At 49.9% G+C, this 14,003-nt stretch carries 19 protein-coding genes; 5 read left to right on the top strand and 14 right to left on the bottom strand.

The window, feature by feature from the left end; genetic code table 11:
* The 3 genes from gpM to ACT3RR_RS22460 form a co-directional block, all read right to left on the bottom strand.
* Nucleotides 1–451 (bottom strand): phage terminase small subunit (gpM, locus tag ACT3RR_RS22470; protein ID WP_496201137.1); only part of this gene is annotated, 451 nt, incomplete at its 3' end.
* Between the two features lie 5 nt (nucleotides 452–456).
* Nucleotides 457–1,491, bottom strand: coding sequence for a phage major capsid protein, P2 family (locus ACT3RR_RS22465; RefSeq protein WP_456866081.1), 1,035 nt, complete (start codon nucleotides 1,489–1,491; stop codon nucleotides 457–459).
* Nucleotides 1,492–1,554: 63 nt separating this feature from the next.
* Entirely contained in the window at nucleotides 1,555–2,385 is an 831-nt protein-coding gene (locus tag ACT3RR_RS22460; protein ID WP_496201136.1) for a GPO family capsid scaffolding protein, read from the bottom strand.
* A gap of 194 nt (nucleotides 2,386–2,579) precedes the next feature.
* On the opposite strand from ACT3RR_RS22460, the gene ACT3RR_RS22455 reads away from it, so the two are divergent.
* From ACT3RR_RS22455 to ACT3RR_RS22445, 3 genes are read left to right on the top strand one after another with little or no spacing between them, the layout of a single operon-like run.
* Nucleotides 2,580–4,358: a terminase large subunit domain-containing protein gene (locus tag ACT3RR_RS22455; protein WP_496201135.1), complete on the top strand. Its 1,779-nt coding sequence runs from the start codon at nucleotides 2,580–2,582 to the stop codon at nucleotides 4,356–4,358.
* Nucleotides 4,355–5,404 carry a phage portal protein gene (locus ACT3RR_RS22450; RefSeq protein ID WP_496201134.1) on the top strand — a complete coding sequence of 350 codons (1,050 nt, stop codon included), beginning with the start codon at nucleotides 4,355–4,357 and terminating at the stop codon, nucleotides 5,402–5,404. Before ACT3RR_RS22455 ends, ACT3RR_RS22450 begins: the two co-directional genes overlap by 4 nt.
* Nucleotides 5,401–5,718 (top strand): ogr/Delta-like zinc finger family protein, encoded by a 318-nt coding sequence (locus ACT3RR_RS22445; protein WP_496201133.1) that lies wholly within the window; start codon nucleotides 5,401–5,403, stop codon nucleotides 5,716–5,718. The genes ACT3RR_RS22450 and ACT3RR_RS22445 overlap by 4 nt, the downstream gene beginning before the upstream one ends.
* Here the strand turns inward: ACT3RR_RS22445 and ACT3RR_RS22440 are convergent.
* The 10 genes from ACT3RR_RS22440 to ACT3RR_RS22395 form a co-directional block, all read right to left on the bottom strand.
* Nucleotides 5,698–5,907, bottom strand: a complete 210-nt coding sequence (locus tag ACT3RR_RS22440) for a hypothetical protein (RefSeq protein WP_496201132.1) — start codon at nucleotides 5,905–5,907, stop codon at nucleotides 5,698–5,700. The two genes, ACT3RR_RS22445 and ACT3RR_RS22440, sit on opposite strands and share 21 nt — an antisense overlap.
* 102 nt (nucleotides 5,908–6,009) lie before the next feature.
* Nucleotides 6,010–8,163, bottom strand: a complete 2,154-nt coding sequence (locus ACT3RR_RS22435; RefSeq protein ID WP_496201131.1) for a replication endonuclease — start codon at nucleotides 8,161–8,163, stop codon at nucleotides 6,010–6,012.
* Between the two features lie 2 nt (nucleotides 8,164–8,165).
* Nucleotides 8,166–8,453, bottom strand: a complete 288-nt coding sequence (locus ACT3RR_RS22430; RefSeq protein WP_496201130.1) for a hypothetical protein — start codon at nucleotides 8,451–8,453, stop codon at nucleotides 8,166–8,168.
* Nucleotides 8,443–9,336, bottom strand: a complete 894-nt coding sequence (locus ACT3RR_RS22425; protein WP_496201129.1) for a Dam family site-specific DNA-(adenine-N6)-methyltransferase — start codon at nucleotides 9,334–9,336, stop codon at nucleotides 8,443–8,445. Before ACT3RR_RS22425 ends, ACT3RR_RS22430 begins: the two co-directional genes overlap by 11 nt.
* Nucleotides 9,333–9,599 carry a DUF2732 family protein gene (locus tag ACT3RR_RS22420; protein ID WP_496201128.1) on the bottom strand — a complete coding sequence of 89 codons (267 nt, stop codon included), beginning with the start codon at nucleotides 9,597–9,599 and terminating at the stop codon, nucleotides 9,333–9,335. The genes ACT3RR_RS22425 and ACT3RR_RS22420 overlap by 4 nt, the downstream gene beginning before the upstream one ends.
* Nucleotides 9,600–9,676: 77 nt before the next feature.
* Nucleotides 9,677–10,090, bottom strand: a complete 414-nt coding sequence (locus tag ACT3RR_RS22415) for a hypothetical protein (protein WP_496201127.1) — start codon at nucleotides 10,088–10,090, stop codon at nucleotides 9,677–9,679.
* 7 nt (nucleotides 10,091–10,097) lie between these two features.
* The gene (locus tag ACT3RR_RS22410; protein ID WP_496201126.1) at nucleotides 10,098–10,424 is read right to left on the bottom strand and encodes a hypothetical protein; all 327 of its coding nucleotides are present in this window, start codon (nucleotides 10,422–10,424) and stop codon (nucleotides 10,098–10,100) included.
* Nucleotides 10,425–10,426: 2 nt separating this feature from the next.
* On the bottom strand, nucleotides 10,427–10,630 hold the full coding sequence (locus ACT3RR_RS22405) for a phage filamentation protein Fil family protein (RefSeq protein WP_496201125.1): 204 nt from the start codon (nucleotides 10,628–10,630) through the stop codon (nucleotides 10,427–10,429).
* Nucleotides 10,631–10,639: 9 nt separating this feature from the next.
* Entirely contained in the window at nucleotides 10,640–11,149 is a 510-nt protein-coding gene (locus ACT3RR_RS22400; protein ID WP_496201124.1) for a phage regulatory CII family protein, read from the bottom strand.
* A gap of 2 nt (nucleotides 11,150–11,151) precedes the next feature.
* A complete protein-coding gene (locus tag ACT3RR_RS22395; protein ID WP_496201123.1) occupies nucleotides 11,152–11,433 on the bottom strand; it encodes a hypothetical protein in 282 nt (93 codons plus the stop codon).
* Between the two features lie 148 nt (nucleotides 11,434–11,581).
* Here ACT3RR_RS22395 and ACT3RR_RS22390 point away from each other — a divergent pair, with 148 nt between their 5' ends.
* Nucleotides 11,582–12,142, top strand: a complete 561-nt coding sequence (locus ACT3RR_RS22390) for a phage repressor protein CI (RefSeq protein WP_496201122.1) — start codon at nucleotides 11,582–11,584, stop codon at nucleotides 12,140–12,142.
* 2 nt (nucleotides 12,143–12,144) lie between these two features.
* On the top strand, nucleotides 12,145–13,218 hold the full coding sequence (locus ACT3RR_RS22385; protein ID WP_496201121.1) for a site-specific integrase: 1,074 nt from the start codon (nucleotides 12,145–12,147) through the stop codon (nucleotides 13,216–13,218).
* Between the two features lie 200 nt (nucleotides 13,219–13,418).
* Here ACT3RR_RS22385 and ACT3RR_RS22380 read toward each other — a convergent pair whose 3' ends face one another.
* Nucleotides 13,419–13,685, bottom strand: coding sequence for a hypothetical protein (locus ACT3RR_RS22380; protein WP_496201120.1), 267 nt, complete (start codon nucleotides 13,683–13,685; stop codon nucleotides 13,419–13,421).
* Nucleotides 13,686–14,003: the final 318 nt, after the last annotated feature.

The raw sequence follows: 14,003 nt of genomic DNA, 5'->3' as shown, positions 1-14,003 counted from the left end.
TAAACGTGCGGGAGAAATACGGTTCAATCGGCTGGCCCTCCTTGGCCATCCCCTCCGCCCAGGCCAGCACCGTGTCAGCCGTGAAGGTGACAAAGTTGCTTTTCAGGTCGTCCGGGGTTTCCTGCCCCTGTTCGATGGCGATATCCACCAAATCCAGGGCGGCGTCAAAGTCGCCCACGTCAAAGAGCCAAATCACGCACCAGGCTAAAACCGGGTTGCGCTGTACCTCGCCGCTGGCCAGGTACTTTTCAACCGTGGGCATCCAGCGCGGCAAATACTGATCGCGCTTGATGGCCACCTTTTGGGCCAGTGTCAGCCCGTGCAACGCCTCAACGTCCTTTTGTAAGGCGGCGGCCATAACGTGCATGCTTTCCGAGCTATCCAGCGCCCGATGCTGCTTAAGCTTGGCCTCTGCGGCAATCCGTGCCGAATGGCGTTGCGCGGGTGACATCATGGTTATTCCCCTACTTTTTCAGCTGGTTCGGCCACGGTGCCAATCGTCACCGCGCTTTCATCGATCGCCGCGTACAAATCCAGGTACTCAACCGCGTAACCTTCATTACGCAAATACTTGTTTTCGTACTGCTTGCGGTCTTCGACAAACTCCGCCTTGCGCTGGCGAGTGTTGCGCTGGGTGTAAATGTGTAAGTTACTCAGCGTCGTCACCACCATGCGTTTACCCGGCATAAATGGCGGGATAATGGCGCGGCGGCCCGCAATCGAATCTTGCAGCATCTGCGCCGCGATTTTTTCCGATGGGCGATCAGCAGCTTGGTAAAGGCGATACTGTTCCGCCGCCACCAGGTCGGCACCGACCAACACCACCAGGCGCGGGTCATTGCGGAATTGCTGCGGAATCTTGGCGTTAATCAAATCTGACGCCATGGCATCCAATGACTTGTAGTCACCGTGCTGATCCAGCGTGACCGCATCGGTCAGGATTTGCTTACCACCTTCCCAATTACGCACGATTTCATGCCAACCGATGTTGACGTCTTCGCCGTTCGGGTTCTCTTTATAATCCGTGGATTTCGCGATGCTCTTACCGTTAAAGCCGATTCGCAGCATATCCAGGGCAAAAGATTGCGTGGTGAAGTCGGTAACGCGCTGGAAGAATTCTTCCTCAGAACCAGCATTCGCCCAGATAGACAGCAAGTCCCAGCGCAGCGCGGCGCAAGAGTCGGTTTCTACCAATTTGTATTCGTTGCCGGACACGCCGACATTGCGACGAAAACGCCCTTCTTCACTGCGGCCAGTGTGCAGACCAGAAGCGCCGACGCTGACAACCTGGCCAGACAGCTGGTCAACGTCTGCCACGGTGATCCAGTTCAGAAAGTCAGAGCTTTCCAGCAGCGCATCACGCAGCTGGGTTTCTTTCGGGTCAGTCAGTGAGAAATAATTAGATTCCTCGCCAGCATCCAGACCGTAGGCCGACGCCAGGCCCGCCGCGAATTGCTTTAAAAAGCCACGCGCCTTTGCATTTAAATTCATTGTTCAATCATCCTTAATCGCAATTGCGGTTAATAGGTTCCCTGGTGAATCACTTATAAAGACTTATAAGTGGTTAAAAGGTTTACGCCCGCCTTTCGGGTTATTTTTTGGCAATTCGGTAATACGCTTGTCCAGCTTGCTAAAGTTATTAACGATTTTCGGCAAGTGATCGCGAAGGCGTGCGAATTCTTCCGTATCAACTACTTCTTTCACTGTTTCAACATCGCTTTGAATATCATCAACGGTTGAATCAGTTTCATCCGTTTTGGTTTCAAGCGCTGACACGCGAGTTTCCAACGCCGCCAATGCTTCCGCTAGCGTTTGTAATTTGTCGTCACCCTGCGGAGTATCATCGCCTGGGGTTTCGTCTTCGATGCTAAAGATTTTGCGCCATGAGCTTTTAGCTTTACCGTTCCCTGCCATCTTAATTTCCTTAACTTTATTAAATTTAAGCGGAACACTTTTACCAATAAGATAATTATGCTTTCGCTTATTAAATCGCATCCGCGTTGTGCCAACGCTTGCGGGTTCATCCGTGACGCCTAACCCTTCCAGGTAGTAACGCCCTGTTCCGCGAAAGTCGCCATCTGGCGTTAATTCAACGGAGGTAAAAATAAGCTTTCCATTATGGTTGGCGTAAATCAGCTCAACCGATGGACACAAACGAGCGTAGAGTCTGACCAGACCGTCGCCCCCTTCGTCAGCCATAACATCGAGCACTTCCCCCACATTTTCAGTGCGTCCATGCTCAGGCCATAGCAGGGCTGTATATAATTTCGGGTCATAGGTTTCCGCCGCGTCGATTAACATTTGCCGCGTTAAATAACGCTTATCAACTGTTTCCCCTTCGGTTGCGATGCAAAGCCATTCCGTCATTAAATGAGAACCTGACATACGGAATTCATCTCCTTGTTTCCGTGGATTGCAGTATCGCTAATTATTTTCAGGCCCGCAGCAAGATAAATTCGGATATAGCCATTAGACGAATCAAACCCGATATTAAGTTAACGAAATAAAGAATCACCCACCGCATAATTGACCTCAGTAGACACCAGGCGACGCCAGTAGACATTAAGGGACTAATAAAAGTGGCTTATTACTCAGAAGAATTAATCGGCGTTGCGCGTTCGCTTTATTTAAAACGCGCCACGCCGAAAGAGATCGCAAAAGATTTAAACTTGCCTAATGCACGCATCATTTACTATTGGGCGACTAAATGGAATTGGGCTGATTTACTTAGCCACGAATCAACAGAAGAAGCCATTGAGCGCCGCTATCAATTATTAGTTGGTCGTGACGCTAAATCAGAGCTGGAAATAAAGGAAATGGACACCCTTATTTCTCACGCGGTAAAGCTGCGGGCGCAATCGAACAAGCATAAAGAGAAGCTGGCCGCCTCAAAGCCTGATTATCAGGGTGAGCACCAGGAGCCAAACGACAACGGCGAACCTAAAAAGAAACGCAAGAATAAGAAAAATGATATCTCTGGCCTCACGAAAGATGATTTTGACGCTTTTGCAGAAGAGCATTTATTCGGCTACCAGAAGCATTTACGCCTAAACATTGCCAAGCAGATCCGCAACATCCTCAAAAGCCGCCAGATTGGGGCTACCTGGTATTTTGCGTTTGAAGCCTTTGAAGATGCCGTGTTAACCGGCAAACCTCAGATTTTCTTGTCTGCATCCAAAGCCCAGGCCGAAGTCTTCCGCTCTTATATCGTGAATATCGCAGAGCAGTATTTTGGCGTGGCGCTGACCGGCAACCCTATCCGCTTGAGCAACGGCGCGGAGCTGCGCTTTCTATCGACCAATAAAAACACCGCGCAATCCTATAGCGGGCATTTGTACTGTGACGAATATTTTTGGGTGCCTAACTTCGCCGCATTAAACGAAGTGGCCAGCGCCATGGCCACACACGACCACTGGCGCACCACGTACTTTTCAACACCAAGCGCCAAAACTCACCAGGCTTACCCGTTCTGGACAGGGGAAGAATGGAAGCGCGGCGACAAAAACAGGACGGCCGTTCAGTTCCCTACCTTTGATGAAATGCGCGACGGCGGCCGCAGCTGTCCAGACGGGCAATGGCGTTACGTCATTACGTTAGAGGACGCTGTAGCGGGCGGCTTTAATCTGGCCAGCATCGAGAAGCTGCGCAACCGCTACAACCGCGACACGTTCAACATGCTTTACATGTGCGTGTTCGTGGACAGCCAGGACAGCGTTTTTAGTTTTAGTGAGCTGGAGCGCTGCGGCGTCGATGTTGCTGATTGGGATGACCACGACGAAACGGCAGAACGGCCGTTCGGCAGCCGTGAAGTGTGGGGCGGCTTCGACCCGGCACGCTCCGGGGACACGTCAACTTTCGTCATTGTTGCCCCGCCTATTTACGCCGTAGAAGTATTCCGCGTGCTGCGCGTTCTGCATTGGAAAGGAATGAATTTCAGCTATCAAGCGGCGCAGATCAAAAAACTGTTTGGCCAATACAACATGAGTTACATCGGCGTAGACGTTACCGGTATCGGGCGCGGCGTGTTTGAACTGATTGAACATTTTGCGCTACGTGAAGCGGTGGCCATTCACTACGGCATGGAAACCAAAACGCGCCTGGTACTGAAAATGATTGATGTGATTGGAGCCAAACGCCTGCAATGGAACAAAGACAACAAGGAAATCCCCGCGTCTTTCCTGGCTATCCGGCGAACAGCGACGGCCAGCGGCAACGCCATGACATTTAAAGCAGACCGCAGCGCGGAAACGGGCCACGCCGATGCCTTTTGGGCCATCGCGCACGCCGTTATCAACGAGCCGATCAACTTTGAGCACAAACGTAAATCTAATTGGAAAGTAAGGAAACAGGCAGCATGAGCAAGCGCAAAAAGCAGCATCGCCCAGCAAAGGTTCGCGCCACACAGCCAGGGAGCAAGGCCAACAGTAAGAAAATGAGCATCATCACGCTGGGAAAACCGGAGCCAATTTTAACCACCGGCACCAACTACAAAGACATTTGGTATGACAATGAATTTGACCATTATACGCAGCCTATTGACCGGCTCGCTCTGGCGCAACTTAGCAACCTAAATAGCCAGCACGGCGGCGTGATTTATTCACGCCATAATATGGTTGCCGCCGACTATATTGAAGGCGGGCTATCGCATGAGCAATTGAAAGGCGGTGTTTTTGACCTGCTGTCTTTCGGTGACCTGGCTATTTTGAAGATTCGTAACGGCTGGGGTGAAGTGGTTGCACTTTGGCCGCTGCCATCGCTTTATCTACGCATTCGCAAAAGTCGGCAATTCGTTGTTTTACAGGATGGGGAGCCACTGGTTTATGAGCCAGAGGATGTGATTTTCTTAAAGCAGTATGACCCGCAGCAGCAGGTTTATGGCCTGCCGGATTATATCAGCGGCATTCACTCCGCTTTATTAAACAGCGAGGCAACCATTTTTCGCCGCCGCTACTACCACAACGGCGCGCATACTGGCGGTATTATTTACACCAATGACCCCAATATGAGCGACGAGGTGGAGGAAGAAATTTCCGACCAGCTAGAAAGCTCGAAGGGGATCGGTAATTTCTCTACCATTTTCGTGAATATTCCAGGCGGCACGGAAAAGGCCATTCAGTTTATTCCGGTGGGGGATATTGGCGCGAATGATGAATTTAACAACGTGAAGAACATCAGCGCCCAGGACGTTCTTAACGCGCATCGCTTCCCGGCTGGCCTGGCGGGGATTATCCCGGTCAACGCTGGCGGGCTTCCAGACCCTGAGAAGTCCCGCGCCACGTACCGAAAAGATGAGGTTATCCCGCTACAGCGCTGGATTATGAAAGCCGTAAATGGTGATCCAGATATCCCACAACATTTACATTTGAATTTCGCGTTTGAAGATGAAAGCGGTGGTGAAAAATGAGGCGCAAAAAGCTAAACTATCCGGGTTATTATTCCCCCGGAGCAATCAATATGCGCGTAATGAAAGTGGTGTGTCGTGAATGCGGCTCCAATGCGACAATAAAAAAAACGGCGCGTAAACATCGTGATATATCCGACATCTATTGCGCCTGTTCAAATTATGAGTGCGGCCATACTTTTGTTATGAATATGACATTTGGTCACACCATTAGCCCCAGCGCAAAATCTCAGGGCAGTTTACTGAAAGGTTTAGTTGATTCCCTAAAAGGTGACGACAAACAATTATTACTGTCACTATTGCAACAGACTTCCTGACCCGCCGCCCCCTTCCTGGGGGCTATCTTCATCATGTTCATCTAATCTTTTCAGCAATTCAGCCGACAATTCAGCAACCCAATTCACTGCTAGCTTTTCGTCCCCCGCACCGCTATCACTTACAGAAACCAATCTAGTTACCAACTCTATTCTTTTTAACGCAAGTTCCTCGTGAAACAAATCCCGCATAGAACACCTCCTTTACTTCAAAAAACTGTATGCATGTACAGTACTAGATTGTTAGCAATTATGAAAGTGAAATGAAGATGCATTTACAAGTTCATAATTCCTCTAAATTCCTAACACATTGAAAGCATTATTTAATTCAAACTCGGAAGCGCGAGTTTTACGCACTTCCTGTTCATCACAGGTAGAGCAAAGCCCTTCATTATCAAAAGAAGATGTATCAGGCGTCATTAAGTCCCCGCAGGAACGGCAATAGTGCCGCCGCGGCCGCAATCTCACTTCCCCATCACGCAAAATCATCTCGGTTTCATCATCCAGGCGGACGATGTTGCCCCTCAGCAGCGCTTTGGCCATCTGATCGCCATCCTGGTGTTGGATACCAATGCCCTTTTTAAGCTCGGTGATCGTACTTTGAGTACAGTTATTGACAGAACTCCAAGGGGCGGCGGGGCCGCCAGGAACAGCAGCAGCCGCTTCGCTGGCTGCCAACTTCGGAACAATCGCCCACTTAACCAGACGTGTTTCAACCTCGGAACCACTGCCAAGGAGCGGGGAATAAATTCCCTGTACGCGCTGCACGTCTTCGGCGTACTCGTTGCCGCACTCGGTGATTTCATACATAAGGCGCACCACCAGATCGCGACGCTTCACCAACGCGCCGCCCTGAGCCTGGGTATATGCTGCCCAATCGCCCACGTCCGCGCTGGCCAGCACGGCATCCATCAAGCTGTTTTCTAATGTCTTGTCACCCAGGCGGCGCAGCTCACGCCACACCGTCACCGGCGCACCGCCAATTTGCTGAAACTGACGGATACGCCAACGACTGGCCCACGCAGAAACAGCCTTGGCCATGTCCTTTAGGTTTTCGCCGGTTTCGTCGTCGGCTTCCCCATCCAGTGCAAAGCCGTCGATATTTTTTGAAATGTATTTGGCTATATAACCGGTTGCGCTGCCCTTCTCCGGGTCGATTGGCTCAACGTGAAAACGCGCCTTAAGCGCGTATGCAGATTGCAGTTCCTCGGAGTCTTCAAGGCGTGAGTAATAACAAAGAATGTCTCGCACCTGCTCAACGTCTGACGGCCGCATAAATAGCAGCATATGCCAGTGCGGCGTCCCGTCGTGGTGCGGCTCTACGACACGAAAACCAAAAACGCTGATCCCGGCACGCGAAAACGCAGCGCGAGCCTTAGCCCAAACGCCGCAAAGATAATGTTGTGTTTGCCGTGGGCTAGCTGCGTTCCACTGCGAAACAAAGCCACCCTTGCTATGCACGGCGTGATACTTAGACGGGGCGGTAATGGTATAGAACTCACCCGCCATCCCCATTTCATCGGCCAGGTCTTCAAACCCGCGCATACGCACCATCAGTTCACACCGACGCTTTGCTGGATTGGCGTTACTGGCGTCCACCAAATCCGTCATAGACCGGCGCTCACCGGTTTCTAGGTTCTGCGCATCACGTCCCTTGAAAAATTCGCGGGTGCGTTTTTTTTGCTCCACCCATTCGCCCTGGGCGGAACGGCTAACATAGGCCGACGCGGCTTTTTGCACTTGGCCAACGGCGATGGCCATGTGCTCACGTTGGAGATCACGGCTGCGTTTCAGCTTCCCGCGCCAATACTCAGGGGCCATCATGCGCAGCAAGCCAGATTCGGCATGGCGCGGCGTGAAAGATTTATCAGCTTTGAAAAGATACCAGTAAGGCGGGGTTATGCCGATTTGCTTAGACAGCTCGGATAAATGGCGATACATGGCCAGCGTGCGAAACTCCATATCTTCTGGCGTCTTCGCTTCTTCGGGGAATGCTGTACGGATCAGATCGGTAAATGACTCGGCCATGAAATCCGCAATCCCGTGCGACAGGTTACGCACTTCGTCACGGCCGTAGGTTGGCAACTTGTCCAAGTCTTTAGCGAAAGGGAAATGCACACCGCCAGCACCTTGAAAATCTGTAGGGTATTGCGCGCGAACATTGCGCAGGCGTGGCAATACGTTTTTACCTACCGTAGTGCGTAAAAACGTATTGGCACGGCGGCGGCCAGCTGGGCCAGCCTCCATTAATTTTGTGTAGCGCTCACCAAAATAACGCGCCAAATAGTCCGGCATCCCTGCCAGGTATTCAGCACGCCAAGCGTGGTCAGTCTTATTGAGGTGCCAAAGCTGGCGCTCGGTAAGGCTTATGTCACTCGGTGCGCGGGGGCCGAAATATTCTTGCTGTTTCGCACGCACCTCATGATGTTGACCGTTAAACTCAGCCATGACTACCAGTCACCATCGCCGACTTGAAGGCCCACCGCGCTTAATGCTACCAACTCTTGGTTTGGCGCTCCCCCACTCAGGTGAGTATCTCCCAATAACAAATTAAACCCACCCGACGCCGTGTAATATGACGCCTCTGGATAACTCTTTTTTACTTCTTCTAGTAACTCAACAAGCCCTTTAGTTAGACGTTTAAATTTTCGTTCCGCCGTTGGGCAGGCTTCCCAAAGCAGTATGTAGGCACTATCCTCGCCATCTTCAATTAACGCTTTCACTTCCTCAGTATTCATAATCTTTTTCCTCTTCACGGGCTGGCATCCCTTCAACCAAAGGCCCATCAACGCTAGGCGCTGGCGGTAAATACTCCGGGTTGGCCGGCACCAGCTTGGCGATGATTTCAGGCGCGGATTTAATGCTGTCTGCCGCTGCGCCAATTGAGCGCGGGGCAGTAATGCTGGTTAGATTGAACTCACAGAAAAGGGCGCGGGATTTGGGGGTGTCGCTGTTAGAAACGACAACCGGATAACTTCTTTCGGCCAGACGACGCAGAATGGTCTTGAGATATAGATGCTCCGACATCCCGAACGGCCCGGAGTGGTAAGATGAGAAATCGGCGCTTTTACTTGCTGGTAGGTACGGCGGATCGCAATACACCACATCGCCGGGACGAACCATGGCCAGCGCTTCGGCGTAGGAACAACAAACGAACGTTGCTTTCTTGGCTTTCTCGGCGAAAGCGCGGATTTCAGCTTCTGGAAAATATGGCGCTTTATACTTACCAAAAGGCACGTTAAAGCCGCCAGATTGGTTGTAACGGCACAGCCCGTTATAGCAGTGTCGGTTTAAATATAAGAACAGCACGCCGCGCCAATACCAGTCAGCACAAACGTTAAAATCTGCGCGGAGGTTGTAGTATTTCTCCGCGCTATTACCCACTTCAAAATAACGCTTTGCATCCTCAATAAACTGGTCAACGTCCAGCGCTATGGCCTTGTAGAGATAAATCAGATCGGGATTAATATCTGCAATGAGATACTTGTCATAATCGGTGTTCATCATCACAGCACAGGAACCGGCGAACGGCTCAACAAGGCGCTGGCCAGCTGGCAGGTGAAGCTTAAGTTTTTCGATAATACGAACCTTTGAACCGGCCCACTTCAGAACAGTTCTCATATTGCAGCCCCACGGCCAGCGCGGCCCAGTTGCTCTGACTCCTGGCGCATAAGCTCCACAATCTCAGAAGCACTTAAGCCCTCATTGGCAACATGCGTGGCCAGGCGATCAAGATGGCCGGAATATTTCACAGCTGCATCGGCCATGGCCTCAGCGCGTGCGCCCTTAATCAATGTGACGGCTTGGTCACAACCTGGGGCGGCGGCATCAAAACCACTCCACAGGGCCGGAAGTTGGTTGCGGTCACTACGTTTCATTTGCATGGCAAAACTCCAAATTTAGGCAGCAAGAAACCCCGGCCACCGAGGGGAAGCCGTGGGAATTCTTAGTTGTGGGTTACTTAGTGAATGTGTGTAAGGGCTGTTTTCTGACGAGCAACAGGCGACATATTCAGAGAATGCAGCCCATGCAGCGGTTTGGCGCAGTCCCACCAACGGGAGATCAGCACGGTGATGGAACCTTGGCCAAGTGAGTTGGCCATGTAATATGTGGCACGGATTGCCGCAAGAGCCTCATGCTGTTCTTTACTGCTTTCAGCCTCGCGATAAACGCGACACCAAAAAGCACAATTGACCGCAAACAACTGGTGCGGGTTATCAAGGTGCATGGAATCGTTGAACATGTAAGGCGACAGCGCGACCATTCCGTCAACTTCCTGGCATTTATCAAGGAACATAGAGGCGTAATTAGGTGCCACATTCCAGGCTATAAAATCATCCTTAAGCCCTGCTTTCTCTACCATAATCATTTTCATACTGTCCTCAGTGCATTGAATTATTAACGTCTTGTTCAACTTCTCGCGGTGCCACTCTGCAAGCCCCTGCGCCTTTGAAATCTTCCGGTGTGAGTAATGCTGTCTCCCCTTGCAGCCGTCGAATCCTTAAAATCCCCTGCCACAAAGAAACCCTATCGGCCTCCCGCAGTTCCTCCCATGAAGCTTCGGCCCACTTCCCTTCAACCTTGGAAATGAAGCATAAACATCTGCGGTCTGACCCCTCCAAATTGTTCCAAAAATGTTTAGAACGACTGTCACAGCGGGTGATCATCTTCCTGGCCTCATTCAGCCATTTCGGCATTTGCTGATCCACGCTCACCCCCTTAAGCCCATCAGGCGAAACCACCAAGGGCGGCGCTTTGGTTTAACGGCTGGCTCATTGCGGCCACTTAGAAACTGCACTTTGCTGGCGGCGGGCTGCCAGCGCTGACCGTTTGGTAACTCTAACCAGCCATGGCCATAACTTGGCAGCTGGAGAGACGGCGACTGCTTTACTAAAAATCGTGTGAATACTTGCATCGGATCACCTCAGTTCAGACCAGGCATCACACCAAACGCACCTAATACATCCATTGCGCTGGTTAATGCTGGGGCGGTGTGGAAACGCGATTCAACTGACACAACGAGCAAAGACAGATCGCGGATCGCCTGGTTGGCTCGGTCTAAAATGGCGTTTCTACGTGTCTGCGTCATAGGCGCAGTTGATAGGGCTTCACCGGCGATAACGCCGATTGCGGCCGTTGCACTCAGTGCATGGGTGGGTAGGTTGTCCGGCTTCGCTTCGTTCACCGGCACGGCTGGCAAACATTTAAGTTGAGCCAGCAAGCCATCAAGCAGCGTTGAATCATCGGTATAATCCGTGATGGTGATCAGCTCCACTATGGTTAAGCGGTGCGGCTGCATTGGATTCAGCTTGTTCCGTAAAACCTGGGCGGTAATGCCCACAACATCGGCAACCTCAGTAAGGTTGTGCGCTAATGAAAATCGGCGACAAGCCGTATCAAAGTGCGGATGTATGGAGGTCTGATAATCAAACATGGTTACGCCCCAGCTTTAGCGGCAAACTTGTCCCAACCCACAACATTGATTGCAACGTCAGGGCAACCTAAGGCTTTCATTTGTTGAACTTTGTATTCGTAGTATTTGATTTGAATCGGGCCACCGGCCCTGGTCTTACCTTTGCGAATTTTTTTAGGGACAATTTTCAATAACCCGAACTCTTTCCACTTATAAACAGTGTGAATAGACATGTTTTCCAGAGCAGCGAACTCTTTTGGGTAAACCCATGCGCTCGGAATGTCGATTGAATTAATCATGGCCATAGTGCAATATTCCTTGTTTTCTTCGTATCGGTTCGTATCTGTTCGCGTTTCTTGGCATAGATTCGCTTTTTCTCGTATCTGAGAGCGCTTTATTTATATCCTCTCAAATACGAACGGTCAATCAATTTATTCGTATATGAGAGCACTTATGTTTGAAACGGGCGGAGTTGAAGCTATTGAACGAATCATGGATGCCTATGGGTTTCGCTTTAAAAATGACCTTTGCCGTCATGTTGAAATTGCATCCAGCACCTTAGCGACCTGGTTAAAAAGGGATTACTTCCCTGCACACATAGTTATTCGATGCGCTCTTGAGACAGGTGCTTCCTTGCAATGGCTGGCAACTGGGGAGGGTGTTAAATATGAACACACGCAATCAGACATCGCTCGACTCGAAAGCTACGTATTGGAAAGCGGCGAACTCAAACAATCTGGCTATATGATGTTTGATAAGGTTTTTCTTCCAAACAACCTTGCAGCGCCTCACATTGTTCGCTCTGAATCAAAAACTTATGTTGTGGACAAAAAAGAAGGCGAGTTTTCTGATGGGGAATGGCTGGTTAATATCGAGGGCAAATACAGCATTCGAGAACTTGCATTCATACCTGTAAAGAAAGTACGCGTTCAGGGGGGTGGAGTTCCTTTTGACTGCAATTTGGAAGATATCCAAATCATTGCCAAAGTCGCTGGCACCTTCACTAAGGCATAGTAATGACGATCAGAAAGCAGCCAGATGGGCAATGGCTTTGCGAGTGCTATCCGAATGGACGTAAAGGAAAACGCGTAAGGAAATTATTTGCTACTAAAGGAGAAGCTGCCGCCTTTGAAAGCTTCACAATGGAAGAAGCCAGCAACAAACCGTGGTTAGGCGAAAAAGCTGATAGGCGAACTTTATCTGACCTCATCAAGCTATGGGACTCTCTCTACGGTCAAACCCTAGCCGATCCAAAAAGGATGAACGCTAAATTAAAGGTTATTTGTGATGCTCTCGGCGATCCTATCGCAACTGAATTAACAGCAGCCGATTTCTCCAGGTACCGCGAAAAAAGATTGAAGGGAGAAATAACCACGAAGGATGGGGGCGAACTCCCAAAAGTTAAGCCCCGCACAGTGAATCTTGAGCAGCTTAATCTCTCTGCCGTATTTGGCACCCTGCGCAAACTTGGTCATTGGGTAGCGCCTAATCCATTAACCGGACTTCCGCTGTTCAGGATTCACGAGAGTGAACTTACATTTCTTGAGGACTTGGAAATAAAACGCCTGTTAGATGCTTGTGAGGAATCTTTAAACCCTGATCTAATTAAGGTTGCAAAGATTTGTCTTTCCACTGGTGCAAGATGGAGTGAAGCTGAAAAACTTGAAGGCCAGCAGGTATCGAAGTATCGGATCACTTTCATTAAGACAAAGGGAAAGAAAAATCGCACGGTGCCTATTACAAAAGAACTCTATGAAGAAATACCCAAAAAACGTGGCCCCGTATTTTCCCCATGTAGAAAAGCCTTTGAGAGAGCTGTTAAAAGGGCTGGCATCATTCTGCCAGATGGCCAATGCACACACGTTCTTCGCCATACATTTGCTAGCCACTTCATGATGAACGGCGGAAACATCCTCGTTTTGAGAGATATTCTAGGACACGCTGACATTAAAATGACCATGGTTTACGCTCACTTCGCACTAGAGCACCTAGAGGATGCAACAACAAAGAATCCTTTAGCTAATCTACAATGGAAAAGTAAGGGTAAAGATGGCGACAAAATGGCGGCACCCGATACAAAGAGCAACTAACGGACACTAAGAAATACTAAGAAATACCATTAAAATCATAACGTAAGATTTAAAGGCCTTGCCCACCAATACTAATTAAAAAATGTAGTAATTTCGGACGGGGGTTCAAATCCCCCCAGCTCCACCAATTAGAACAAGGGGTTACGTGAAAACGTAACCCCTTTTTTCTTGGCTTGTCCACTTAGCGTCCACCAACAACCTCAAAGATGGTCATAGAAGTGCTCCATAACGCGGTCATATGCGCCCCATTCGGTTTTAGTGGGGACATAGGTTAGGGATTTCCATTCCTTCCCGGTGTGAACCGAAGCACACCATTTCTTGCCAACTGGCCAGATTGCATAAACAGGGTTGCCCTGATTGCCAAACACCTGCTGCTTGGTCAGCCGTTCCCCTCTAGCCATGAAATAAATCATCACGCCACAAATCCGCAATGAACGCATAAACACCTCTACTTTTTGTCTGGCCACAATTGCACCGTTCAAAATAGAATACTGTACATACATCCAGTAAATCAATTTCAGGGATTTCAGTTTTACAAATCCCCTCCAATTTCCCCGCAGCCCTTGCCCCGCCTGGCGTTGCTAAGTTTGGCGCTCACTTCAATTTGATCGTTAAGCTGATCGTCTCGAATGACAAAAAGCAATTTATTCTCTTTATTTACAACGGCTTATGATTTTCTTTCGATCCTCTCTAGATCGTCCAAACTGAAAAACAATGAAATTCTTTTCAATCTTTTCAGTTTGGGATTGCGTGCAAAGCCCCAGGCGTGGCGCGGGCTGGCGCTA

The organism is Ewingella sp. AOP8-B2-18 (genome assembly GCF_052376015.1).
In the GTDB taxonomy this organism is placed as follows: domain Bacteria; phylum Pseudomonadota; class Gammaproteobacteria; order Enterobacterales; family Enterobacteriaceae; genus Ewingella; species Ewingella allii.
Note: the sequence above shows the minus strand (reverse complement) of the source record. Positions and strands in the feature narration are given on the sequence as shown.